General features: G+C 65.5%; 19 protein-coding genes. 11 read left to right on the top strand and 8 right to left on the bottom strand.

The genetic code is table 11. The annotated features are described in order from the left end of the window. Window positions 1-18 precede the first annotated feature (18 nt). Window positions 19-1,983 (top strand): tripartite tricarboxylate transporter permease, encoded by a 1,965-nt coding sequence (locus tag Q0938_RS04565; RefSeq protein WP_299359675.1) that lies wholly within the window; start codon window positions 19-21, stop codon window positions 1,981-1,983. 147 nt (window positions 1,984-2,130) lie between these two features. Here Q0938_RS04565 and Q0938_RS04570 read toward each other — a convergent pair whose 3' ends face one another. The 3 genes from Q0938_RS04570 to Q0938_RS04580 all read right to left on the bottom strand — a co-directional run bounded on the left by Q0938_RS04570 (window position 2,131) and on the right by Q0938_RS04580 (window position 5,973). Beyond that, window positions 2,131-3,138 (bottom strand): acyltransferase, encoded by a 1,008-nt coding sequence (locus Q0938_RS04570; protein ID WP_299359677.1) that lies wholly within the window; start codon window positions 3,136-3,138, stop codon window positions 2,131-2,133. 303 nt (window positions 3,139-3,441) lie between these two features. Further along, the gene (guaB, locus tag Q0938_RS04575) at window positions 3,442-4,890 is read right to left on the bottom strand and encodes an IMP dehydrogenase (protein WP_299359679.1); all 1,449 of its coding nucleotides are present in this window, start codon (window positions 4,888-4,890) and stop codon (window positions 3,442-3,444) included. 84 nt (window positions 4,891-4,974) lie between these two features. Then, complete coding sequence (locus tag Q0938_RS04580) at window positions 4,975-5,973, bottom strand: tellurium resistance protein (protein WP_299359681.1); 999 nt, start codon at window positions 5,971-5,973, stop codon at window positions 4,975-4,977. Window positions 5,974-6,147: 174 nt separating this feature from the next. On the opposite strand from Q0938_RS04580, the gene Q0938_RS04585 reads away from it, so the two are divergent. The 8 genes from Q0938_RS04585 (at window position 6,148) to glpK (ending at window position 16,701) form a co-directional block, all read left to right on the top strand. Further along, window positions 6,148-7,350 (top strand): outer membrane protein transport protein, encoded by a 1,203-nt coding sequence (locus tag Q0938_RS04585; protein ID WP_299359684.1) that lies wholly within the window; start codon window positions 6,148-6,150, stop codon window positions 7,348-7,350. A 308-nt stretch (window positions 7,351-7,658) separates the two neighbouring features. Beyond that, window positions 7,659-9,263, top strand: coding sequence for a CHASE domain-containing protein (locus Q0938_RS04590; RefSeq protein WP_299359686.1), 1,605 nt, complete (start codon window positions 7,659-7,661; stop codon window positions 9,261-9,263). A 165-nt stretch (window positions 9,264-9,428) separates the two neighbouring features. Beyond that, window positions 9,429-10,739, top strand: a complete 1,311-nt coding sequence (gene ugpB / locus Q0938_RS04595; RefSeq protein ID WP_299359689.1) for a sn-glycerol-3-phosphate ABC transporter substrate-binding protein UgpB — start codon at window positions 9,429-9,431, stop codon at window positions 10,737-10,739. Between the two features lie 55 nt (window positions 10,740-10,794). Further along, window positions 10,795-11,673: a sn-glycerol-3-phosphate ABC transporter permease UgpA gene (ugpA, locus tag Q0938_RS04600; protein ID WP_299359691.1), complete on the top strand. Its 879-nt coding sequence runs from the start codon at window positions 10,795-10,797 to the stop codon at window positions 11,671-11,673. After that, complete coding sequence (ugpE, locus tag Q0938_RS04605; protein WP_299359694.1) at window positions 11,673-12,521, top strand: sn-glycerol-3-phosphate ABC transporter permease UgpE; 849 nt, start codon at window positions 11,673-11,675, stop codon at window positions 12,519-12,521. The genes ugpA and ugpE overlap by 1 nt, the downstream gene beginning before the upstream one ends. Before the next feature lies 1 nt (window position 12,522). Next, window positions 12,523-13,527, top strand: a complete 1,005-nt coding sequence (ugpC, locus tag Q0938_RS04610) for a sn-glycerol-3-phosphate ABC transporter ATP-binding protein UgpC (protein ID WP_299359697.1) — start codon at window positions 12,523-12,525, stop codon at window positions 13,525-13,527. Window positions 13,528-13,602: 75 nt separating this feature from the next. Next, a complete protein-coding gene (glpD, locus tag Q0938_RS04615) occupies window positions 13,603-15,165 on the top strand; it encodes a glycerol-3-phosphate dehydrogenase (RefSeq protein ID WP_299359700.1) in 1,563 nt (520 codons plus the stop codon). Between the two features lie 18 nt (window positions 15,166-15,183). Beyond that, window positions 15,184-16,701: a glycerol kinase GlpK gene (gene glpK, locus Q0938_RS04620; RefSeq protein WP_299359703.1), complete on the top strand. Its 1,518-nt coding sequence runs from the start codon at window positions 15,184-15,186 to the stop codon at window positions 16,699-16,701. A 19-nt stretch (window positions 16,702-16,720) separates the two neighbouring features. Here the strand turns inward: glpK and Q0938_RS04625 are convergent, their stop codons facing one another. Continuing rightward, on the bottom strand, window positions 16,721-17,464 hold the full coding sequence (locus Q0938_RS04625; RefSeq protein ID WP_299359705.1) for an SDR family oxidoreductase: 744 nt from the start codon (window positions 17,462-17,464) through the stop codon (window positions 16,721-16,723). A gap of 249 nt (window positions 17,465-17,713) precedes the next feature. Here Q0938_RS04625 and Q0938_RS04630 point away from each other — a divergent pair, with 249 nt between their 5' ends. After that, the gene (locus Q0938_RS04630) at window positions 17,714-18,349 is read left to right on the top strand and encodes a hypothetical protein (RefSeq protein WP_299359707.1); all 636 of its coding nucleotides are present in this window, start codon (window positions 17,714-17,716) and stop codon (window positions 18,347-18,349) included. 3 nt (window positions 18,350-18,352) lie between these two features. Here the strand turns inward: Q0938_RS04630 and ppk2 are convergent, their stop codons facing one another. The 4 genes from ppk2 to acnA all read right to left on the bottom strand — a co-directional run bounded on the left by ppk2 (window position 18,353) and on the right by acnA (window position 24,023). Beyond that, complete coding sequence (gene ppk2, locus Q0938_RS04635; protein WP_299359709.1) at window positions 18,353-19,243, bottom strand: polyphosphate kinase 2; 891 nt, start codon at window positions 19,241-19,243, stop codon at window positions 18,353-18,355. Between the two features lie 69 nt (window positions 19,244-19,312). Then, window positions 19,313-20,239 carry a homoserine O-succinyltransferase gene (metA, locus tag Q0938_RS04640; protein ID WP_299359712.1) on the bottom strand — a complete coding sequence of 309 codons (927 nt, stop codon included), beginning with the start codon at window positions 20,237-20,239 and terminating at the stop codon, window positions 19,313-19,315. After that, the gene (locus Q0938_RS04645; protein WP_299359714.1) at window positions 20,239-21,102 is read right to left on the bottom strand and encodes an ATPase; all 864 of its coding nucleotides are present in this window, start codon (window positions 21,100-21,102) and stop codon (window positions 20,239-20,241) included. The genes metA and Q0938_RS04645 overlap by 1 nt, the downstream gene beginning before the upstream one ends. A 134-nt stretch (window positions 21,103-21,236) precedes the next feature. Then, on the bottom strand, window positions 21,237-24,023 hold the full coding sequence (gene acnA, locus Q0938_RS04650; RefSeq protein WP_299359716.1) for an aconitate hydratase AcnA: 2,787 nt from the start codon (window positions 24,021-24,023) through the stop codon (window positions 21,237-21,239). Between the two features lie 305 nt (window positions 24,024-24,328). On the opposite strand from acnA, the gene Q0938_RS04655 reads away from it, so the two are divergent. Beyond that, a complete protein-coding gene (locus tag Q0938_RS04655) occupies window positions 24,329-25,333 on the top strand; it encodes a thioredoxin family protein (RefSeq protein ID WP_299359718.1) in 1,005 nt (334 codons plus the stop codon). Window positions 25,334-25,379: the final 46 nt, after the last annotated feature.

Here is a 25,379-nt window from a genome sequence, read left to right on the forward strand (position 1 = left end):
TGGTGCCTGGAGAAATAGATGGAACATGCGGTTGCCGCACTCGGTGAGTTGTTCGAGCCCATGCGGCTGCTGGCATTGTTCACCGGCATGCTTGCCGGGATGGTGTTCGGGATGATGCCGGGGCTCGGCGGCGTCGCGGCCGTGTCCATCATGCTGCCGTTCATCTTCCTGTTCGACGAACTTGGTGGTCTGGCCATGCTGCTGGGGGCCATTTCTGTCGTGTATACGTCGGACACCATCACCTCCGTCCTGCTGGGTGCGCCGGGTTCCCCGGCATCGGCGCCGACCGCGATCGAGGGCCATGCCATGGCCAAGCGTGGCGAGGCCTCTACCGCACTCGGGGTCGGATTTCTTGCGTCGATGCTGGGCGGAGTGGTCGGCGCTCTGACCCTGGCTCTCGCGATCCCCGTGGCCGGTCCCATCGTTCTGGCACTGGGCACGCCGGAGCTCCTGATGTTTGCGGTCGTGGGTCTCTACTTTGCCTCCAGCATGGTCGGGAAGGACCTCGCGGTCGGGATCCTGGCAGGCTGCATGGGCCTTCTGCTGGGGGCGGTGGGCCCGGCTCCTGCGGCCGCCAACTATCGCTTCACCTTCGGGCAGGCCTATCTGCTCGACGGACTGTCGCTGACGATCGTCGCCCTGGGACTGTTTGCCATTGCCGAGGTCATCGGGATGCTTGCCGGCGGGGGCGGCATCTCGACGAGCCGGCAGGTTGTTAGCAGTTGGGGACCGGGTCTCGCCATTTTCTGGAAGAACAAGTGGGTCGCCCTGCGCGGCGCACTGATCGGAACATTCGGCGGGTTCGTCCCGGCGGTCGGCGCGAACGCCTCCACCTGGGTCGCCTATGGCGACTCGATGCGTTCGGCAAAGGACAAGTCGCGGTTCGGAAAGGGCGAGATCCGCGGCATCGCCGCTGCAGAAGGGGCGAATAACGCAACGGTCATTTCGGATCTGGTGCCGACCCTTCTGTTCAGTGTTCCCGGCGGTCCGGCAGCCGCCATATTCCTGGGGGCGCTGTATTCCTTCGGCTTCTATCCCGGCCCCCGGATGGTGAGCGAGCAGCCGACACTGCTGTATCTGATCGTCTGGAGTGTTGCGCTGGCCTCAGTCGTCGGCGCGGGGATCTGCTTCGCGATCAGCCCGCTGATGGCGCGGCTGACCCGGATCAGATTCGCCCTGATCGCCGCGCCGCTGCTGCTGGTCATGGTTGCGGGGGCGTATCAGTCCACCCAGACCTTTGGCGACGTCGCCGTTCTGCTCGCTCTGGGGATGGTCGGCTGGTACATGAAACACGCCGGCTGGCCGCGGGCGCCCGTTCTTGTCGGTTTCGTGCTCGCCGGACCCATGGAACAGTATTTCTGGCTTACCAACCAGATCTACGGCTGGAGCTGGCTGCTCCGCCCGGGCGTGCTGGTCGTCGCGAGTTTCATCGTTCTGCCGATCGTCTGGCGCTTCATCGTCGCGATGCGGCGGAAATATGCGCCGAGTGCAGAGATGGAAGCAGTCCTGCTGAGCGGGGACGAGGATGATCCGGGGACCGGACCGACCGTATCCCGCCTGGTCCTCGCCGTCCTCTCCATGGTGTTCTTTGCCTATGCAGCGTTCGAGTCGATCGGCTTCCGCCCCAATGCCCGGTTGCTGCCGTTGCTGGCGATCGTTCCAGGTGTGGCGCTGTCGATCTTCGTCCTGCTGCGGGAGTTCCGCCTGCTCTGGCAGCAACGCGCGGCGTTCCGGTTTGACGCGCGCGACGAATATCCGGTCGCGGCACTGCTTCTGCTGTACGGCCTCGGAATCTTCCTGCTGGGGCTCGACCTTGCCACTCTCGCCTTTCTGATCGTGGTTCTCACCCGTTTCGCCCAAATGCGCCTCGCTTACGCAGCGATCTACACCCTGATCCTCATTGCGGGGGTGAACGGCATGTTCAAGTTGATGCGCCTGTCGCCACCGGAGGGTGCGCTGATCGCAGGCTTCACCTTCACATAGAAGAGGTCTCGCCATGGTTCGACAGCCGCGTTGAAGAAAATTCCGTGCTGCCGGCGGTCTAGCGGGCATCGGGATGTCAGAAACCACCCACAGGTATGTCGCACCGGCACATCGCGGATCCTGCCACGGCCTTGAGCGGTGCGGGTCTCAGGCCGACGCAACACGGTTCTGTCTCCCTGCTGCGAAGGGAAGCGTGTACAGCCATCCGAACCCCACGCGGTCCAGCAGTCGCTTCATCCCGAGCGAAACGAGAATGGCAGCGGCGGAAACCAGAGGAACGCCGGTCAGCGACAAGAGCGTCGGGTTGGACAGTTTCAGGGAAAGTGCGCCGGCCAGCAGGCCCACGATCGGAGAATGTGCGACATAAATGCCGAGAGTGTTCCGACCCAGGAACACGGGAACGCGCTTGAGGAAATCAAAGCGGGACAGGAATATCGACGTGGAGAGACCCACGACAACGCCAAGCCCGGCCATCAGGAATGTTGCGGCTCCGTCGACATGGTCGGGGAGGTGGCCGCGATAGAGAACGAGAAAGCCCGCTGTGAATACCATAAGCGAGATCGGGAAAGCCACGGGATGCCGGAGCCTCCGTGAGTTGATCAGCGGCTCTGAATACCAGACACCAAAAAGGAATACCGGCAGGAACTCGAGGACATTTTCATGGGCATAGTTCTCGAAGTCTATGAATCCGAGATATGTTGAAAGCGAAAGCAGCAAGGCCGCGACAAAGATCAGCTTCCTGTTCGCCACCTGTCCGGCCCGAGCGACGCAGAAGTAGATCGCCAATGCCCAGATGAACCACAAAACACTGCTCGGGCTGTACATGAATTCGATCCATTCGCTCGCCACAGGTTCGGACGACATCGGCGATACCGCCTGCCATGCGAGATGCAGGATGGACCAGACTGCGAACAGATAGACGAACGTGGAAACTTTTCTGATGATCTTGTCTTGAGCTGCAGTTTCGATCGTTTTGCGCGCCAGGAAACCGGAAATGAAGAAAAACACGGGCATTCTGATGGGAGACATGAAATTGTTGAGCAGCCAGTATTTGCTGTTCGCCAGATCCTGCAAGGCGATGGTCGAATGAAAGACCACCACAAGAACTATGGAAATGCCTTTCGCACAATCCAGATGGTCATGGTGAGGTTTCATGGACGTCTCGCACGGGTTACTCGGAACCGGTGCTTGTTAACCCTCATGGACGGTGAGCAAAAGCAGCGACCAGAGCCGGTATTCCCTATCGGCGAGCTTCTGCCGGCCGAACGATGCTAATCCACATGCTCTGATCGGCCGCGAAGCCAGCGAAGCGTCAGGTTCGGTGCTTGATCTCCGCCCGAAGATTAGTTGATGACTCGATCTTTCTCCGACCTGACTTGTCCTGTCGCGGAGGGTCGGGAATCGACGGCCTACGTCCTGCCTCAGGAGCGGGCTGGGCACTCCCGCTAGTCACGTCCGCTAACCAAGACGATAGTTCGGACTTTCCCGGGTAATCTGCACATCGTGCACGTGGCTCTCGTTCAGTCCTGCGCCAGTGATGCGGACGAATTCGCAGCCGCCGCGCATCTGCGCAATGGTCGCGTTGCCGGTATAGCCCATCGCGGCGCGCAGACCGCCCACCAACTGGTGCAGGACGGCGGTTGCCGAGCCCTTGTAGGGCACCTGTCCCTCGATCCCCTCGGGCACCAGCTTGTCGCTCGCAGCGTCCTTCTGGAAATAGCGATCGGCCGAGCCACGCGCCATGGCGCCGAGCGATCCCATGCCCCGGTAGGCCTTAAACGAGCGGCCCTGGTACAGGATCACCTCGCCGGGGCTTTCGTCTGTTCCTGCAATGGCACTGCCGACCATGGCACAGCTGGCACCCGCCGCGATTGCCTTGGCGAAATCGCCCGAATACTTGATCCCGCCATCGGCGATCACCGGGACATCGCCGGCACCTGCGACGGCGTCGATGATGGCGGTCAGCTGCGGCACGCCGACGCCCGCCACGATCCGGGTGGTGCAGATCGACCCCGGGCCGATGCCGACCTTAACCGCGTCGGCCCCTGCGTTGACCAGGGCCCGTGCGCCCTGGGCGGTGGCGACGTTCCCGGCGCAGACCTGGATGTCGGCGTCGATCTGCTTGATCCGCCGGACCGCTGCCGCCACGCCCTCGGAATGGCCATGCGCGGTGTCGATGACCAGCAGGTCGACGCCGGCGTCGATCAGGGCCTTGCTGCGTTCGAACCCCTCGTCACCCACGGTCGACGCGGCCGCGACCCGCAGCCGCCCCTTGTCGTCCTTGCAGGCCACCGGGTTCAGCACTGCCTTTTCGCTGTCTCTCAGGGTCAGCAGTCCGGTCAGGTGACCGCGATCATCGGTGACCAGCAGCTTCTCGATCCGCCGCGCCTTCATCAGGCTCAGCGCCTCGGCCCGGTCTGCGGGTTCGCGCAGGATCGCAAGGTTCTCGGCCGTCATCATCACCCGCACGGGGGTGGTATCGTCGCTGGCAAACCGCATGTCGCGGTTGGTCACGATGCCGAGCACCCGGCCATGGTCGTCCACGACCGGAAAGCCCGTGACGTTGTAGCGGTCCTGCAGCTCCTTTGCGTCGGCGAGGGTCTGATCGGGGCGCAGCGTCACCGGATTGTAGACGATGCCGCTCTCGAACCGCTTGACCCGGCGCACCTCGTCGGCCTGTTCCGCAATCGTCAGGTTGCGGTGGATCACGCCCAGGCCGCCGGCCTGCGCCATGGCGATGGCCATCCGGCTTTCGGTCACCGTGTCCATCGCAGAACTGAGAAGCGGGATGTTCAGCGGGATCCGCGCGGTGACGCGCGTGGTCACGTCGGCGGTCGAGGGCAGCACGCTGGAGGCTGCCGGAACCAGAAGCACGTCATCGAAGGTCAGCGCCTCGCGAATCTGCATGGGATCGATCCTGTCAGAAGCTCGTTTGGCAGTTTCCCCTTTCACGGGTGATCGCCGAAGTCCAGCGCCAGCGGTGCGGTCGGCTCAGGCGATCGCCGCGTTGGTCTTGACCGGCAGTCGCCCGCGGGCCCAGTCCCGCAGGATCAACGTCAGTATCGGGATCACCATCAGGGTCGCGCCGACCAGCAGCGCGCCGGCGATAAGGCGGTGCGCTTCGGTCGGCTGTATCTGCCACAAGGTCATCCACAGCCCCGCGGTCGCGGCCAGCGGAAAGGTCAGCGCCCCCCACAGGGGTGAAAACCCGTCCGCCAGCAGCCAGCGGGCGCCGGTACCGATCACCACGACCACGGCCAGTGCCGCCCAAGCCAGTACCGACCCGGCTGCTTCCCAGCCGAGACCCAGCGCGACGGTGCCGAACAGCGCCAATGGCGCAAGATGGATCGCCAGCAGCGGGCGCAGCGGGGCGGGCACCCGGGCGGTGCGCGCCTGACGCAGGCTGACGGCGTAGACTGCCAGTGCGGCCAGCGCTGCGGGCCAGAACAGCCAGGCGGCAAGGGCTGGCCAACCCAGGATGATCGCCGCCCGCGCCGCGACGATGAACCCGGTGAAGCTGAGATGCCAGGCAGGTGTCACCCGCCGTTGTTCCGGTGGACCCCTGCGAAACACCCGGATCAAAACCGCCAGCAAGACGGCGTGAAGAGCCACACCGGCGATCAGGATGGCCCGACCTGCGACCAGGCTGGATATCGCGCCGATCACCGCCGCGACCAGATAGATCGACAGCACGGCGGCGGCCAGACCGGCCCGGCCCGGCAGGACGTCCAGATCGTCGGCCAGAACCCCGGGTCTGCGGATCAGCTTGACCTTATAGGCCAGCAGGGCAAAGGCCGCGACGGCGACCACCATGCCCGCCAGCAGCTGGGCCAGCCCCGAGGGGAGCGCGAACGCCGACACCCCTGTCAGCCAAGCCAGGGCGAGACCCAGCGCGCCGAGGATGGGCGAAAAGACGGCTGGCGGCACACGTCGCCACAGGCCGGGGGGAACGGGGCGGGGCAGGGCGAAGCGCAGGCGTTCTCGGGTCATGGCCCATCATTGCCGTGTTGCAGCGGAACTGCCAAGCGTGGCCGCAACGCCACGTTGTCACGGCGGTCGCTTTGCACGTCCTGTTAATTGTTGTTTTGTTTACCGACGGGATGGCAGGAGAAATCCAAGATCGACGATCAACCGCGGACCAGCGGCCTGTTTGGGAGGATGACAATGAAACGATCGCTCAGCGGTGCGGCAGCCCTGATGCTGACTGCCGCTCCGGTCCTGGCCGGGGGCATAGAACGCGCCCCGCAATCCCTTTCGATCCTGTTCGAGCCGGGCAACTATGTCGAGTTCTCGGCCGGGCGGGTCAGCCCGGATGTTTCCGGCACGGACCTGCCGCTGGACGATCCCCGCACACCGTTCATCGACTATCCGGGCGGGCGGTCGACGGGATCGGTCGCTAAGGACTACAATTTCGTCGGATTCGGCTACAAGCACCAGTTCAGCGACCAACTGTCGGCGGCGCTGATCGTCGAACAGCCATTCGGCGCCGACGTCCGGTACCCGGCCTTCGATCCCGCGTCGATGACCGACGGATCGGGGTCCCTGGGCGGCACCGGGGCGACGGTGGATTCAACCACCTATACCGGGCTGGTGCGCTACCGCATGAACAACGGGTTTGCCGTTCACGGTGGTCTGCGCGGGTCGCGTGCCAGCGGCGAAGTCGATCTGCGCGGCGCGGCCTATGGCGCGGTGGACGGCTACAGCGTCGAACTCGATGACGCCTGGGGCGTGGGCTATGTGCTCGGCGCCAGCTGGGAACGCCCCGAGATCGCGGCGCGGGTGTCCCTGACCTACAATTCCCCGGTCGAGCATGATTTCGATACAGTCGAGACCGGTCCCGGCATCGATCCGGACGGACCGGGCCCCGTGCCCCCGCTCCCGCTGCTGGAAGGGGCATCGGAAACTACGGTGAAGACCCCGCGGTCGTGGACGCTGGAAGGGCAGACGGGCATCGCGCCGGGCACCCTGCTTTTCGGGTCCATCCGCTGGGTGAACTGGTCCGAATTCCGCGTCGATCCGGTCCGGTTCACCACGGTGACGGGCGGGGGGCTGGTCGATCTTGAAGATAGCACCACCTACGTGATCGGGGTGGGCCGCCAGTTCACCGACAACTGGTCCGGGGCGGTGTCGTTCGCCTATGAAAAGGAGGGCGACGATCTGGTCTCACCGCTGGCTCCGAGCACCGGGCGCAAGGGTGTTTCGCTGGCCGCGATCTATACCCGCGACAAGTGGAAGGTCACGACCGGGGTCAGCTACACCAAGCTGGGGGATGCACGTCCCGAGACCGGCGAACCTGACGTTGCACGCGCGGAAATGCGTGACAGCGACGCCTTCGGTGCGGGTGTGAAGGTCGGCTACAGTTTCTGACCGATGCAATGTCGGGGGCCGCGGTAACGGCAGCGGCCACCCGCCAGACCCGTGAGAAAGGGCGCTCTCGAGATGAAGCACCCGGGTGCTGCGGCAGGCGCTTCAGGGCCCTTCTCAGGGCCCTTCGCGCCGCCGCCGGCAGCTGGCCGCGCGAGGCGCACGTGCATAGCGTTGACCTGCAGTGGAGCGGCATCGACCACCCCGGCCGGACTTCGCTTCGGCTCGGACCTCCAGAAAACTCATCAGGGTCTTGCGGCTCACCCGCTTGCGCCTGCAAATCCTTGCTGGCATGAGCCGACCGGACCTGAATGAACATATTGCGCCAAAGATATCTCCCTGCTCTGGTATTCGTCGTGGTGGCGTTTGCTGGGCTGATCTTTACCTTCACGGCGCATGACCTGCGGGAACGTGCAACCGCCAGCCGGTTTGCCCGAATGGCCGATCTGGTCGCCTATCAGATCGTTGACCTGCTGAGCAGCCATACGGCGCTGCTGCGTGCCACCGTCAGCTATTTCGAGGCATCCGACGGGCGCATCTCCACCGATGATTTCGGCGAGTTCGTCAAAGGTCTGAACCTGACGACCGAGTACGCGGGCGTACACGGCATGGGATTCGCGCAACTGACCCGTGCCGAAGACGTCCCGGCGCTGAACGACGAACTGCGCCGCGTCTACGGCCCGGGCGTGGTCGTGTTCCCACCCATTGCTGCCGAACTGGGCACCCCGATTGTCCTGCTCGAACCGCAGGATGCACGGAACCGCGAGGCGCTGGGTTATGACATGTTCAGCGAGGCGCATCGTCGCGCTGCGATGGAGAGAGCGCTGGCAACCAATCGGATGAGCGCCAGCGCCCCGGTCCAGTTGGTGCAGGAAATCACCAGCGACAAGCAGCAGGGCTTCCTGATCTACGCGCCGGTCCGGGTTGGTGGCTCTGTCGTCGGATTCATCTATGCGCCCTACAGGGCGACCGATCTGCACCGCGCGGCGCTGCGCGGGCTGGAGGATCTGCCCGTCCGCGTCCGCACCGTCGACACATCGGCACCGGACCTGCCGCTGTACGAGATGCCCGTTGCCGACGGGAAACAGCCTTCGCGCGCAACCACGCGGGACATCACCATCGCGGATCGCACATGGCGGGTGGAGGTGGCGGCGACGCCGGCCTTCGATCAGCCGACGAACGATCTGCCGACGGTGATCATCGGGGTCTTGGCGGCATTGCTGGCGCTGGCGAGCTCATCGCTCGCGCGGCTTTATCAACGCCACGTCGATGCGCTGCAGCAGTCGGCCGAACTGGCCAACGAGGTCGCGGAACAGCGCGAGTTGCTGGCCCATGAAATGCGGCACCGGATCAAGAACCACATCGCGCGTTTCCAGGCGATTGTTCGGTTCACCCGCCGGAACGTCAGCGACATGGACGAGTTTTTCACGGTGCTGAACGCGCGGCTGATGGCGATGGGAAAGGCGCAGGATCTGATCACCCAGAACGCCGGGCAATTCGCCGATCTAAAGCAGCTTGTCACCGCCGAGCTGGGACAGATCAGCGAGGGAGCGGACGGTGCCGCATCCGTGTTGGGCCCCGGGGTGCAACTGAACGCCCGCCAGTCGCAGGCCATGGCGCTGGTGATCCACGAACTGACCACCAACGCGATGAAATACGGGTCATCGGCCCAGGGTGGCCTGAGCATCGGCGTCACATGGTCGCTTCACGACCAGGACGGGCAGCAGCGCGTTCGCCTCGCGTGGCGCGAACGCGGTGACACCCCCACGGAGGCGAGAACGGGACAGGGTTTCGGGACCGAACTCATCGACACGCTCGTCGAGGGCGACCTCGACGGAACCGTTGACCGACGTTTCACGTCCGAGGGACTTGCCGTCGATCTGGACTTCGCTCTCGACCAAGCAACGGCAGCCTAGTCGTCCTCGACCGGGGGCTTGCATTTTCAGGGGCTTGCCACGAACAGGCACGATCGGCCACTCTGCCGGTCGGAGGGGGCTTGCCGGCAGCGTGAATGTCACCGTCTCGACACGGATGCTTCACACAGGGCCGCTAGTCAGTGCCGACATTCACGGAGGACCATCATGTTCAAGACTGCCGCAACCCTGCTCGCGTTCAGCGCCACACCTGCCCTTGCGGCCACCGAGGTGCAGTGGTGGCACGCGATGGGAGGTGAACTTGGGGGAAAGCTGGAGGAAATCGTCCAGGGCTTCAACGAAAGCCAGTCGGATTACGTCGTCGTGCCCACCTACAAGGGCAACTATGCCGAGACGATGACCGCCGCGATCGCCGCGTTCCGCGCCAGGGAACAGCCTGCCATCGTCCAGGTCTACGAGGTCGGGACCGGCACGATGATGGCTGCCAAGGGCGCCATCCGGCCGGTTCACCAGCTGATGCAGGATGAAGGCGAGACGTTCGATCCGGCGGCGTATCTGCCGGCGGTGGTGGGCTACTACACCGATCCCGAAGGCAACATGCTGTCGATGCCGTTCAACAGCTCGACCCCCATCTTCTACTACAACAAGGACGTGTTCGAGAAGGCCGGGCTGGACCCCGAGACGCCGCCAAAGACCTGGTCCGAGGTCGAGGAATTTTCACGCAAAATCATGGACTCGGGCGCCGCATCCTGCGGCTTTACCTCGGCCTGGATCAGCTGGGTCCACACGGAAAACTTCAGCGCGTGGCACAACCAGCCGATCGGAACCGAGCAGAACGGGTTCGGCGGGCCGTCGGCGCGGTTGACGCTGAACGGGCCCGTGCAGGCCAAGCACTGGGGCAATCTGAAGAAGTGGGCCGACGAGGGCATCTTCAAGTACGGAGGGCCGGGTCCGGGCGACAACGCACCGCCGATGTTCTATTCGCAGGAATGCGCGATGTACATGAACAGCTCGGCCGGCCGTGCCGCGGTGATCGCCAATGCCAAGGACTTCGACGTCGGGTTCAGCATGATGCCCTATTACGACGATGTCGAGGGCGCGCCGCAGAACAGCATCATCGGCGGAGCCACGTTGTGGGTCATGGAAGGGCGCCCGGCCGAGGAATACAAGGGCGTCGCCCGGTTCTTCAGCTACCTGTCCAGCCCCGAGGTCCAGGCCGACTGGCACCAGTTCTCCGGCTACCTCCCGATCACCCAGGCGGCGGCGGATCTGACCCGGTCGCAGGGCTTCTATGACGAAAACCCCGGCGCCGAGATCAGCATCCAGCAAATGACGCTGAACCCGCCGACGGACAACTCCCGCGGGCTGCGGTTCGGCAACTATGTCCAGATCCGGACGGCGATCGACGAGGAGTTCGAGCAGCTGCTGGCCGGCAACAAGGACGCCCAGCAGGCGCTGGATGCCCTGGTCGAACGCGGCAACAAGCTGCTGGAAGAGTTCGAGGCACAGTCGAACTGATCCTGCCTGTCCTGCGGGGGCCTGCCGGCGCAGGCCCCCGATCACCGAGGTGTCCATGAAGCGCTCGCTTTTCCAGCACAGACTGCTGCCGTGGGTGCTGCTTGCCCCGCAGCTGGCGATCACGCTGGTCTTCTTCCTCTGGCCGGCGGCACAGGCAATAAGGCAAAGCTTCCTGCGCGAGGACGCCTTTGGCCTCAGCACCACTTTCGTAGGCTTGCACAACTATTCCGAGCTGTGGCGCAGCGCCGAGTACCTGAACTCGCTGAAGGTGACGGCGGTGTTTGCCATCTCGACGACGGTGCTGGCGATGGGCGTGGCGCTGGTGCTGGCTGCATGCGTGGACCGGCTTGTCCGCAGCCAGCGTGCGTACACGACGCTGCTGGTCTGGCCTTACGCGGTCGCGCCTGCGGTGGCCGGTATCCTGTGGTGGTTCATCTTCAACCCGACGGTCGGAGTCCTGCCGCATGTGCTGGACCGGCTGGGCTATGACTGGAACCACCTTCTGAACTCGCGCGACGCGATGATCCTGGTCGTGCTGGCCGGCGCCTGGAGCCGGATCAGCTATTGCTTCCTGTTCTTCCTGGCGGGATTGCAGTCCATCCCCCAATCGCTGACCGAGGCGGCGGCGATCGATGGCGCGGGTCCGTTCAAGCGATTCTGGAGCATCACGTTGCCGCTGCTGTCGCCCACGACCTTCTTTCTGATGGTGGTGAACATCGTCTACGCGATGTTCGAAAGCTTCGGGGTGATCCACGCCACCACCTCGGGTGGACCGGCGCAATCCACGAACATTCTGGTCTACAAGGTCTGGTATGACGGGTTCATCGGTCAGAATCTCGGCAGTTCGGCCGCCCAGTCGGTCATCCTGATGCTGATCGTCACGGCGCTGACGGTAGTGCAGTTCCGCTATATCGAACGGCGGGTGGCGTACTGATGGTCGAGAACCGACCGTTTCTGAACCTGCTCGCGCATCTGGTGCTGATGCTGGGCGTCGCGATCGTCGCGCTGCCGCTGTGGATCGCGTTCGTCGCCTCCACCCACGGCGGCAACGACTTCATGTCCGGGCTGGTGCCGTTGTGGCCCGGTGACCGTCTGGTCGAGAATTACGGCCAGATGCTGTCGAGCGGGGTCAGCACCTCGGGCATGCCGCCGGTCAGCCGGATGCTGCTCAACAGTCTCGTGATGGCGCTCGCGATCGCAATCGGCAAGATCTCGATTTCCATCCTCTCCGCGTTCGCGGTCGTCTATTTCCGGTTTCCGTTCCGGATGCTGGCGTTCTGGACGATCTTCGTCACGCTGATGCTGCCGGTGGAGGTTCGGATCGTGCCCACCTACAAGGTTGTGGCCGATCTGGGCATGCTGAACAGCTATGCGGGGCTGTCGATCCCGCTGATCGCCTCGGCCACGGCGACGTTCCTGTTCCGGCAGGTGTTCCTGACGATGCCCGACGAACTGACCGAGGCGGCGCGCATCGATGGTGCGGGACCGATGAAGTTCTTCCGCGACATCCTGCTGCCCCTGTCGCGCACCAACATCGCGGCACTGTTCGTGATCATGTTCATCTATGGCTGGAACCAGTATCTGTGGCCGTTGCTGATCACCACCGACTCGTCGATGTACACCATCGTCGCCGGCATCAAGCGGATGGCCGACGTGTCCGACGCGCAGCCCCAGTGGCATCTGGTGATGGCGACCGCGATCATGGCGGCCCTGCCGCCGCTTCTGGTCGTGGTGGGGATGCAGCGGCTGTTCATCCGCGGCCTCGTCGAGACGGAGAAGTAGCGTGGCGGGAATTTCCCTCGACAAGGTCGGCAAGGTCTATTCGGGCAACACCCGTGCCGTCGCGGGGGTCGATCTGGACGTGCAGGACGGCGAGTTTATCGTCTTGGTCGGACCGTCTGGCTGCGGCAAGTCCACGCTGCTGCGGATGGTGGCGGGGCTGGAAACGGTCAGCGAGGGCACGATCCGCATCGGCGACCGGATCGTGAACGACATGGAACCCGCCGACCGCGACATCGCGATGGTGTTCCAGAACTACGCGCTCTACCCGCACATGTCGGTGTTCGACAATCTGGCCTACGGGCTGCGCAACCGTGGCACGCCCAAGGCCGAAATCGTCCGCCGCGTTCAGGAAGGCGCGCGCATGCTGGGGCTGGAGCCGTATCTGCAGCGCCGGCCGCGGGCGCTGTCGGGGGGGCAGCGGCAACGCGTCGCCATGGGCCGTGCCATCGTGCGAGAGCCTGCGGCCTTTCTGTTCGATGAACCGCTGTCAAACCTGGACGCCAAGCTGCGCGCGTCCATGCGACTGGAAATCAGGCTGTTGCAGCGCCGGCTGGGCACCACGGCGTTGTATGTGACCCATGATCAGGTGGAGGCAATGACTCTTGCCGACCGCCTGGTGGTTCTGAACGGCGGCCGCGTGGAACAGATCGGCACGCCCTTGCAAGTGTATCGCAACCCCGCCTCCACCTTCGTTGCGGGATTCATGGGTGCGCCGCCGATGAACCTTCTACCCGCTGCCGCCCTGCCGGGGCTCGGCCCTGCGGCGACGATCATCGGGTTTCGTCCCGAAGACGCGGTGATCGACCCCGCCGGGGAGATCACGTTGGATGTTCTCGCGGTCGAGGAGTTGGGGGCACAGCGACTGATCCACGGCCGTATCAACGGCGAGCCGGCCACCCTTGTTTTCCCGGCCGAGACGGAAATCGGCGAGAGCCTGCGCCTGTCCATTCCCGCGTCGGCGCTGCGACGGTTCGATCCGGCCACCGGCCGTGCCATTCCGGGCTGATGCGGCCGCGGCGCTTTCCGCGCAAGATGGCGCGCCCGGCTCGCCCGTCTTTGCGGCGCACGGGCTGATACGGCGATGACGACGCAAACGGACCTGTTTGTCATTGGTGGCGGGATCAACGGGTGCGGTGTCGCCCGGGACGCCGCGGGGCGCGGCCTGACGGTCCGGCTGGCCGAGCAGGGGGACCTGGGGCAGGGAACCTCGTCAGCCTCGACCAAGCTGTTCCACGGCGGCCTGCGCTATCTGGAATATCTGGAACTGCGGCTGGTCCGCGAGGCGCTGCACGAACGCGAGGTGCTGCTGCGCGCGATGCCGCATATCAGCTGGCCCATGCGCTTTGTCCTGCCGCTGGACCCGAAGATGCGGTTCGACAGCGACACCCCGGTCTCGCGGCTGCTCGGCCGCGTTCTGCCGTGGTCGCGGGGGCGGCGTCCGGCAGCACTGATCCGGGCGGGGCTGTTTCTCTATGACAACCTGGGCGGCCGGGGGATCCTGCCTGGGACCCGGCGGCTGGACCTGCGCCGGGCGGTCGAGGGCGCACCGCTGCAGGACCGGTTTTCCACAGCCTACGAGTACAGCGACTGCTGGATCGACGACGCCCGGCTGGTGGCGCTGAATGCCCGGGATGCCGCCGAACGGGGCGCCGACATCCTGGTCGGCGCGCGGGTGACCCGCGCCGAAAGGTCGGGTTCCGGCTGGGCGATCGCGCTGGCCGACGGTCGGAACTTCACCGCGCGCGTGCTCGTCAACGCGGCGGGCCCCTGGGTCGGGCAGGTGGTCCGCGATGTGGCCCACCTGAACACCGGCGAGAGCGTGCGTCTGGTCCGCGGCAGCCACATCGTGGTGCCCCGGCTCTATGACCATCCGAAGGCCTACTTCCTGCAAGGGCAGGACGGTCGGATCATCTTTGCGATCCCGTACGAGGTCGACTTCACCCTGATCGGCACGACCGATTGTGATCACCCCGACCCCGGAACGCCACCGATCTGTACGCCCGAAGAGGCAGACTATTTGTGCCGGTTCGCGTCCACGTATTTCCGCCAGCGGGTGACGCCGGACCAGATCGTCTGGACCTATTCGGGGGTGCGATCGCTCTACGACGACGGGGCGGACTCCGCCACGGCGGCGACGCGCGACTATGTGCTGTCGCTCGACCAGCCCGCGGGCGGGGCAGGGGCCGCGTGCCTCAGCGTCTTCGGTGGCAAGATCACGACCTATCGCCGTCTGGCAGAGGCGGCCCTGGAGCGGCTGCAGCCGCATCTGGGCGGTATGGGGCAGCCATGGACGGCCCACGCTGCGTTGCCCGGTGGCGACTTTCCGGTCGAGGGTGCAGCCGGTCTGGCCGCGTCGCTGCTCGCGGAGTACCCGTTCCTCACCGGAGCCTGGGCACGCCGTCTGGTCCGGTCCTATGGCACGGATGCCCGGCGCCTGCTTGGATCGGCCGCCACGCCGGACAGCCTCGGGGCGGATTTCGGTGCGACCTTGACGGGGGCCGAGGTGGACTGGCTGATTGCACATGAGTTCGCCCGCACGGCAGACGATGTGCTGTGGCGGCGCAGCAAGCTGGGCCTGCGTCTGTCTGAAGAACAGGCCCGAAGGTTGGCCGCCTACATGGCCGCGCGTCAGGCTGCCGCCTGAGGAACAGACGGAGGACCCATGCCGATCCTTGCCATCGATCAGGGCACCACATCATCCCGGGCGCTAGTCTTTTCGGACGACCTGCAGGTGCAGGCCGTCGCCCAGCAGGAATTCGACCAGCATTTTCCCCGTTCGGGATGGGTCGAACACGACGCGGACGAGATCTGGGCGTCGGCGGCGGCGGTCGCGCGGGCGGCGGTCGAGCGCGCCGGCAACCCCCCGATTGCGTCGATCGGAATCACGAACCAGCGCGAAACGACGGTCATCTGGGATCGCCACAGCGGCCGACCGATCCACAATGCCATCGTCTGGCAGGACCGCCGCACCGCCGAACACTGCCGGCACCTGCGAGAGCAGGGCCACGAGGACCGCATCACAGATCTGACGGGCTTGCTGCTGGACCCCTATTTCAGCGCCACCAAGATCGCTTGGCTGCTGGATCATGTCGACGGTGCCCGTGACGCGGCGCGGCGCGGCGATCTGCTGTTCGGCACGATTGACAGCTGGCTGATCTGGAAGTTGACGGGTGGACGGTCGCACGTGACGGATGCAACGAATGCGTCCCGAACGCTGCTTTTCGACATTCATGCGGGCACCTGGTCGGACGAGCTGTGCGAGCTGTTCGGCGTCCCGGCTTCGATGCTGCCCGAGCTGCGCGACTGCGCCGATGATTTCGGACAGTCGCGGGCCGACCTGTTCGGCCGCGAGATTCCGATCTGCGGGGTGGCAGGTGACCAGCAGGCGGCCACGGTCGGCCAGGCCTGCTTCACTCCCGGCATGCTGAAGTCGACCTATGGGACGGGCTGCTTCGCGCTGCTGAACACCGGCGAGGTGGCGGTGCGGTCGCAAAACCGGCTGCTGACGACCGTGGCCTATCGGTTGAACGGCAGACCCACTTACGCGCTGGAAGGGTCGATCTTTGTCGCAGGTGCCGTGGTGCAGTGGCTGCGCGACGGGCTGGGCCTGATCCGCGATGCGCGGCAGACCCAGCCGCTGGCCGAGTCGGCGGAGCCGTCACAGGACGTGGTGCTGGTGCCAGCCTTCACCGGGCTCGGCGCACCCTACTGGCACCCGGAAAGCCGCGGGGCGATCTTTGGCATCACGCGGAACACCGGTCCCGCGGAACTAGCGCGTGCTGCGCTGCAGAGCGTGGGGTTTCAGACGCGCGACCTGCTGGAAGCGATGCGGTCCGACTGGACACGTCCCAGCGAAGCGACCGACCGCGATGAACGGCATTCGTCCTCTACGCCGGCGGACGTGTTGCGCGTGGACGGCGGCATGGCGACCAGCGACTGGACCATGCAGTTTCTGGCCGACATCCTCGGCGCGCCCGTCGATCGCCCGGCCGTCACCGAGACGACGGCGCTTGGCGCCGCCTATCTGGCGGGCCTGCAATGCGGCGTCTGTCCCGAGCCGGAGACCTTTGGCCAACGCTGGCAGTTGGAACGGCGCTTTTCGCCCCGCATGGCGCCAGAGCTTCGGGACGCCAGCTATGAGCGCTGGCGCCGTGCCGTTGCGGCCACGATGACCGTCTGACGGGCTGCTGCTGCGCGGCTCAGCGCATCCGCAACGCGCCGTCCAGCCGGATCGTCTCGCCGTTCAGGTAGTCCGATTCCACGATGAACGCGACGAGCCGTGCGAATTCCTCCGGCTCGCCCAGACGGCGCGGGAACGTGACCTCGGCGGCCAGTGCATCCTGCACCTCTTGCGGCAGCCCCCGCAGCATCGGGGTCCCGAACGTGCCGGGCGCGATGGCGCAGCAGCGGATGCCGGACCGGGCCAGGTCGCGCGCGATCGGCAGCGTCATGCCGGCGATTGCCGCCTTTGATGCGGCATAGGCAACCTGTCCCACCTGTCCTTCGAAGGCCGCGACCGACGCCGTGTTCACGATCACCCCATTCTGGGCGCGGTCGTTCTTCGCCATCTCCGCGGCGGCGAGCCGCAGCACGTTGAAGCTGCCGATCAGGTTGATGTCGATGGTGCGGCGAAAGCTGTCCAGCCGGTGGGGACCGTCCTTGCCCACCGTTCTCTCACCGGTGGCAATGCCTGCGCAGCTGACGCAGACATCGATGCCACCCATCCGCTCGACCGCGAGTGTTACGGCCGCCGTGACGCTGGCCTCGTCCGTGACGTCGGTCGCTGCGAAATGCGCGCCGATCCGTTCCGCGGTCTGGGCGCCGGCCGCGTCGAGGTCCATGACGGTGACCTGCGCGCCACGCTCGCGGAAATGGTGCGCGGTCGCGGCGCCGAGGCCGGATGCGCCCCCGGTCACGATGGCGCGGGCAGTCGACAGATCCATGAAGCGTCCTTTCCGGAGCGAAACGTGCACCTGCGCATGCTAGGCAGGGCGCCCGCAGCGGACAAGCCGGCTCCCCGACCGCCAGATGGCCGGAGGCCAGACGATGATCCGCCAATCAACCCGGATTCGCCGCGGGTGTCCTAAGCAGATTCGGTCCGTTCCATTTCGCGCGCTCGATCTTGCCGCGTCGGCCGCGTTAACCATTCCGCAACCCGGACAAGGCATCATCGGCGCGGAAAGCGAGGGGCGATGATCCGAGGATTTCTGCCTGCACTGGGGTGCACGCTGGCGCTGTCCGGACCCCTGTCGGCTGCGGACGGGATCTGGACGCAATTCGACCTGTCCGACCAGGGGATGCTGCTGGTCACCAATGTCGAGCAGGGCAGGCAGGTCTATGGCCTCGTGATCGGCGACGATGACGATGAGGCCTGGCTCACCCTGTCGCTGCTGCGGACCTGGCAGGCTGGCCCCGATGAGGCGCCGTGGAAGCTGCGAGCCGGTCCCGTGTTGCGCGCCGAACAGATCGGGGCGTGGGAGGCTGATGAACACGACCTCTCCTGGTGCGGCGCGGATGATCGGGACTGTGTCGCCGGACGCGCGGGTCTGCGCCTGTCCGTGGACCGCTGGAAAAGCTATGAGTCGTTCGGGCTGTTCCTGATGGCCGATTACTCGACCATCGACCGGGCACGTCTGGGGGTAATGGGCCTGACCCATCTCGCAAGCGGTCTCGGGGGGCAGATTTCGATCTACCGGGAAGAGGACGGGGAGACCACTCCCGCTGCAATGCTCTCCGCCAAGCTGCCCGGCAGCCGGTTCTCGGTGCGGCTCGGCCACAAGTTCGTTGAGGACGAGACCTTCGTCGGGATCAGCTTTTCCACGTATTGATGGTCAGCTTGACAGCATGTCCGGGCCACCGGCGATGCGCGGGTCGGGCACTCCGATGACCGACTGGTCCCGACCGGCATAGTCTACCGCCTGCAGGACGGACTGGATGGCGGCAATCCGCGCGCGCCTCTTGTCGTCCGACCGGATGACCGTCCAGGGTGCCACGGGCGTGTGCGACAGCGACAGGGTCTCGCGGATCGCGGCGGTGTAATCGTCCCACTTGGCCAGACCCTCGACATCGATCCGGCTGAGCTTCCAGTACTTCAGCGGATCCTGCTCACGATCCAGGAAACGCTGCAGCTGTTCGGCGCGCCCGACATTCAGCCACAGCTTGACCAGGATGATCCCGTCTTCGACGAGCATGGTTTCGAAATCAGGCAGCTGGCAGAAGAAGTGGCGGCGGGCCGTGTCGTCGGCGAACCCGAAAACCTTCTCGACGACGCCGCGATTGTACCAGCTACGATCGAACAGCGCGATTTCACCGGCGGCGGGCAACATGGCCACATAGCGCTGGAAATACCATTGGCCGCTCTCGCGCTCGGTCGGTTTGGGAAGAGCGACGACATAGGCCGACCGGGGGTTCAGATTTTCGCGCATCACGTCGATGGTGCCGCCCTTGCCGGCTGCGTCACGCCCTTCGAACAGGACCACCACGCGCTTGCCCGTCTGGATCACGTCGTGCAGCATCTTGACCAGTTCGACCTGCAGCGCGTGCATGTGACGCTGATAGGCGTCTTTCTCCAACTCGTGCCGGTAGGGATAGCCCTCGTCCAGTATCTCGTTCTTCGTGGCCGTCGCGATCCGCGCGCGCACCCATTCCGGCGCGCCGGTCTGCAGATAGGCGGTGATGGGTGCGTCTGCGAAGGGGCGCAGCGGGGCGGTGGGGCTGGACATGGAATCCTCGTGCTGGCTTGCCGCCTGTAGTCCGACACGGTGCAAGCACCATCACCCACGACCCGGGGATCAGGCGTTTCCGATGTCGCGCAGGTCGAACGGCGTGGTCTGGTAGATCTCGTTGATCCAGTTGCCATAGAGCAGATGTGCATGGCTGCGCCACCGGTTCATGGGCGTCCGGGACGGATCGTCGTCAGGGTAATAGTTTACCGGAACCCGGATCGGCTTGCCCGCCGCCACATCGCGGTCGAACTCTTCCTTCAGCGTGCCGCTGTCATATTCCAGATGGTTCACGATATACAGGGAACGCTGGGCACGATCTTCAAGCAGGCACGGGCCGACCTCGTCCGAGGCGAGCAGCGTCTCCAGCGCGGGCCGCGCGTCGATGTCCTCCTGCCGGATCTCGGTCCACCGGCTGACGGGAACCAGCACGTCATCGGAAAACCCGCGCAGATAGGGCGACGCCGGGGCCAGGTTCCGGTGGCGGAAACAGCCGAACGCCTTCTCTTCCAGCAGGTGCTTTGGCAGGCCATGAAAATGCCAGGCCATCGCCATGCCGCCCCAGCACACGCCAAAGGTGGAATGGACGTGGGTGCGGGACCAGTCGAACAGCCGGCGCAACTCGTCCCAGTAGGTGACCTGTTCGAAGGGCAGCTGCTCGATCGGGGCGCCCGTGACGATCAGACCGTCGAACCGGTCGCCCGCGGCCTGCACCTCGGCGAAGGGTCGATAGAACGACGCCATGTGATCGGCGGCCGTGTTCTTCGATTCGTGGTCCGACATGCGGATCAGCGACAGGTCGATCTGCAGCGGCGTCGCACCGATCAGACGGGCGAACTGGTTTTCCGTCTGGATCTTCTTGGGCATCAGGTTCAGCAGCGCGATCCGCAGCGGCCGGATGTCCTGGGTGGCCGCCCGTCCCGGCGACATGACCATCACGCCTTCGCGGGACAGGATGTCGAATGCGGGCAGATCCTCGGGCAGGGTGATGGGCATCAGCGGTGTCCTTGCGTCTTGCGATCGATCGCGTCGGCAATGAGATCGACGAAATCCTCGGGCGAGGCAACGGCTGCGATCTCGTCGGCGCAGACCGTGACGCCACGGCGTGCCATCGCTTCGTAACGGGGCTGCCGGTGGGCCAGCGCCCGGGCATAGGCCCAGCGGATGAAGTCGTCGGGATCGACCGGATCGGCGTGGTCCTGACGGTACTCGGCCCAGGCGTTCTGCAGGAACTCGCGCTGATAGTACATCGGCTTGGGCGCCCGGTCGAACCGGCGCACCAGTTCGGCGGTGTGCGCGTCGCTGCCACGGATCCAGACCGGCAGCAGCAGACGATCCAGCGCGTTCAGCACCGGATCGTCGGGATCATCGGGATCGACCACCTCGCAGATCGACCCGGACGTGTCGCACACGAAATGCGGATAGCCATAGATCGACGTCGCGCGGTCGATGAACTGGGCGCTGTCCATCATCGCGGCGACCTCGGCGGCACGGTGCTGGTTCTGGCGCTGCAGATATTCCTCGAACCTGAGGCCGCCCAGTTCGGGGTCGCCGGGCTTGCCCAGATAGGTCGACAGCGGCGCAAGGTTGTCGAAGGTAATGTTCGACTTGATCCGCACAGAATCCGACAGTAGCAGCTCGCGTAGCAGGGGGACTTGCATCGCGTGGCGCTTGAACTCGTCGGCGATCAGCTCGCCCATGTAGCGGGTGCCGATCCGGTAATCGACGCTGTAGTGGAACCACTGTCCCGACTGGCGCAGCATCGAGGCGACGTGGGTCTTGCCCAGCCCCGACATCCCGAAAAGCATGACTCGCCGTGCCGGCGCGTCCTGCCACTGCCTGCCAGTCTCATGGATCATCCGCGCCCTCGTCTGCCGTGCGTGGCCTAGGTAGGCCGGCGCCCGGCGTTTGGAAAGGGCGGCGGCCCGGCATTGAAATCACGAAGGCCGCGCAGCGATGCTGGACGGCCTCCACTGGTTGCTCGATGGCGAGCTCAGGACTGGGCGAGGTTGCGCAGGACGTAGTGCAGCACGCCGCCATTCTGCAGATATTCGATCTCGACCTCGGTATCGACGCGCAGCTTCAGCTGGATCGTCCTTTCCGTCCCGTCGGCGTAGCGGATGGTGGCCGGCACCGTGGCCAGCGGACGGAAGCCGCCCTGCAGTCCGGTGATCGAGATCACCTCGTCGCCGGTCAGGTTCAGGGTCCGGCGGGTATCACCGCCGGTGAACTCCAGCGGAATCACCCCCATGCCGACCAGGTTCGAGCGGTGGATGCGTTCGAAGGACTCGGCGATCACCGCCTTGACGCCCAGCAGGTTGGTGCCCTTGGCGGCCCAGTCGCGGCTGGACCCGGCGCCGTATTCGACACCCCCGATCACGACCAGCGGAACGCCGCGTTCCTTCCAGGCCATGGCCGCGTCATAGATCGACACGTCCTGCCCGTCGGGCCCCTTCGTGTAGCCGCCCTCAACGCCGTCCAGCATCTCGTTCTTGATGCGGATGTTGGCGAAAGTGCCGCGCATCATGACCTCGTGGTTGCCGCGCCGGGACCCGTAGCTGTTGAACTGGGCCGGGGCGACCTGGCGATCGGTCAGGTAACGGCCGGCCGGGGTGGTCGGCTTGAACGACCCGGCCGGGCTGATGTGGTCGGTGGTGATCATGTCACCCAGCACTGCCAGGATCCGCGCGCCCTCGACGTCGTGGATCTGCCCGGGCTCGCGCGACATGCCCTGGAAATAGGGCGGGTTCTGGATGTAGGTCGACGAGGCCGGCCAGTCATAGGTCTCGCTGTCCGGGGTCTCGACCGCCTGCCAGCGTTCGTCGCCCTTGAACACGTCGGCATACTTGGACTGGAACATCTCGCGGGTCACGACGTCGCTGACCAGTTGCGACACCTCGGCCGTGGTCGGCCAGATGTCCTTCAGATAGACGGGCTTGCCGTCCTTGTCAGTCGCCAGGGGCTCGCGGGTGATGTCGATGTTCATGTCGCCCGCGATCGCATAGGCCACGACCAGCGGCGGCGAGGCCAGGTAGTTGGCCCGGACGTCCGGCGAAATCCGCCCCTCGAAGTTCCGGTTCCCCGACAGGACCGACACCGCGACCAGATCGTTGTCGTTGATCGTCTTCGAGATCTCCGGGTCGAGCGGGCCCGAGTTCCCGATGCACGTGGTGCAGCCGAACCCGACCAGGTCGAAGCCGAGGGCGTTCAGATGTTCCTGCAGGCCGGCGGCCTTCAGGTATTCCTCGACGACCTGTGAGCCCGGCGCCAGCGAGGTCTTGACCCACGGCTTGCGCGTCAGCCCCAGTTCGTTCGCCTTCTTGGCGACGAGACCTGCCGCCATGAGCACGTGCGGGTTGGAGGTGTTGGTGCAGGAGGTGATCGCGGCGATCACGATGGAGCCGTCATGCAGGCGGAACTGCTCTGCCCCGGCGGGCTGGTTCGCGACGTCATGTCCGCTCCGCTCCTCGCCCGGAATTTCGGAACTCGACGGGGCCGGCGCACCGCCTTCTTCGGTCATGTTGTATTTCTCGTCGCTGGGGGCGGACGGCGCCGGCCGCAGCCCCTTGATGTAGTCCTTGAAGGTCTGCGCGGCAACATCCAAGGCCACATGGTCCTGCGGCCGCTTGGGACCGGAGATGGCGGGGACGACGTCGCCAAGCTCCAGGTGCAGCGTCGAGGTGTAGACCGGCTCATAGGAGGCGTCGCGCCACAGGCCATTCGCCCGCGCATAGGCCTCGACCAGCTTGATCCGGTCTTCGTCGCGGCCGGTCTGGCGCAGGTAGCGCAGGGTTTCCTCGTCGACCGGGAAGAACCCGCAGGTGGCGCCGTACTCCGGGGCCATGTTGGCAATGGTTGCGCGGTCGGGCAGCGTCATCACGTCCAGCCCGTCGCCATAGAACTCGACGAACTTGCCGACCACCTTGTGGTCGCGCAGCATCTTGACCACCTTCAGCACCAGATCGGTCGCGGTCACGCCTTCGCGGAGCGCGCCCGTGACCTTGAAGCCAACGACCTCCGGGATCAGCATCGAGACCGGCTGGCCCAGCATCGCCGCCTCGGCCTCGATCCCACCCACGCCCCAGCCAAGCACCGCCAGGCCGTTGACCATCGTCGTGTGGCTGTCGGTGCCGACCAGCGTGTCCGGATAGGCGACCGTCGCCCCGGTCTGGTCGGTGTCGGTCCAGACGGTCTGGGCGAGATATTCCAGGTTCACCTGGTGGCAGATCCCCGTTCCGGGGGGGACCACGCGGAAGTTCTTGAACGCCTTCTGACCCCATTTCAGGAACTGGTACCGTTCCATGTTCCGTTCGTATTCACGTTCCACGTTCACCTGGAACGCGCGGGGGGTGCCGAATTCGTCCACCATCACCGAATGGTCGATCACCAGATCGACCGGATTCAGCGGGTTGATCTGTTGCGGATCGCCACCGAGCGCCTTGATCCCGTCGCGCATCGCGGCCAAGTCAACCACCGCGGGGACGCCCGTGAAATCCTGCATCAGGACGCGGGCCGGGCGATAGGCGATTTCGCGCGCGCTGCGCCCGCCATCCTGCGCCCACTGCGCGAAAGCCTTGATGTCGTCGATGCTGACGGTCTTGCCGCCATCCTCGAAGCGCAGCATGTTTTCCAGCAGGACGCGCAGCGCCGCAGGCAAGCGAGAGAAATCGCCCAGGCCCGCGTCGGTTGCAGCATCGATCGAATAATAGGCGACCGCCTGTCCGCCCGCGGTCAGATCGCGACGGGTCTTGGCGGTATCGGTTCCGGTAACGATGGACATGGCGGTCGGTCCCCTTCTGGCGGTGGCGGCTGGATCGGTCTGGGTGCATGCCCGGCTTGCCTCGAAACGGGCTTTCGTGCAAGGCGCAGCAATGTATGCGATGGTATACTGCACGGCTGCGGCGAGTTCAAGCCGGTCGTCAGCGCCGGCGATATGCTGCGCGGGACAAAAGGTTAACGAAGCCTTGATTTGCGGTTGGCCCGTAAACCCCTAGGTCCGGTCTCATGACTTTGCATCAGCTTGTCCGCTCGGACCTGTCGGCCCCGACTCGGCGGCCGCGCCACTCTGGCGTCCCGTCCCGGAGCATGGGGGTAACGCGACGGTTGGGAAGGCAGGGGGCGGCCGCCATTGTGGCGCTGTCGCTCCTCGCGCCGGCGTCCGCCCAGGTTCCGGCCAATGGGGCGCCGGACGTCTCTGCGACGGCCGCCGCAGCCGTGGCGGACGTGGGAGCCGAGGTGGCACGGGTGATCGAGGCGCCGGACGGGGCCGCCTTGGTGCCGGGTGAAGCACTTGGCGCCATGGCCCTGGTCGAGGGTGACCTGTCGCACGCCGTCAACCCTGACGAGCAGTGGGGGAACCTCGTGCCTGGTTCCAGTGCCATTTCCCCCGCGCCCGGAACGGACCCCGGCGTCCGCGTGTCACCGGTTGTGGTCGAATTGTTCACGGCGCAGGGTTGTTCGTCCTGTCCTCCCGCCGACCGGCTGATGGGCGAGCTTGCCCGCCGGCCGGACGTTCTGCCGCTGGCGTGGCATGTGGACTACTGGGACTATCTGGGATGGGCCGATCCCTTCGCCCGGCCCGCCCATACCGAGCGGCAGGAGGGGTACGCGGCCGTTGTCGGCGAACGCGGCGTCTACACCCCGCAGATCATCGTCGACGGGCAGGACACGCTTATCACCGTTCGGCCGGCGAACGTCATGGCGCTGCTGGAGGATCATCGCAGCCGCCCGGCGCCGATCATCATGACTGCGGTCGCAGAGGGGCCGCGCCACGTCATCCAGCTGACCCCGCGCGCGGCGATTCCCGACGGCGTGCGGCTGCTGCTGCTGCGCTATGCGCCCGAGAGGGAAGTGACGATCACCGCGGGCGAGAACCGGGGCGAGACGATCAGCTACAGCAACATCGTTCTCGACAGCAGCGAACTGACCCGGTGGGACGCGCGCGCACCGCTGCGCCTGACGGTGTCACCCGGGCAGGACGATCAGGGCGGCTTTCCCGCGGACACACGGCATGTGATCCTTGTGCAGCAGATCATCCCTGATCACGAGCACTTGCCTGGTCCGATCCTCGCGGCGGTTCGGCTGGACTGAGCCGCAAGCCAGTCCCCCGCCAAGACTGCTCGTCTCAGGCGTGCCG

It is taken from the genome of uncultured Paracoccus sp. (genome assembly GCF_947496875.1).
Classification (GTDB): Bacteria; Pseudomonadota; Alphaproteobacteria; order Rhodobacterales; family Rhodobacteraceae; genus Paracoccus.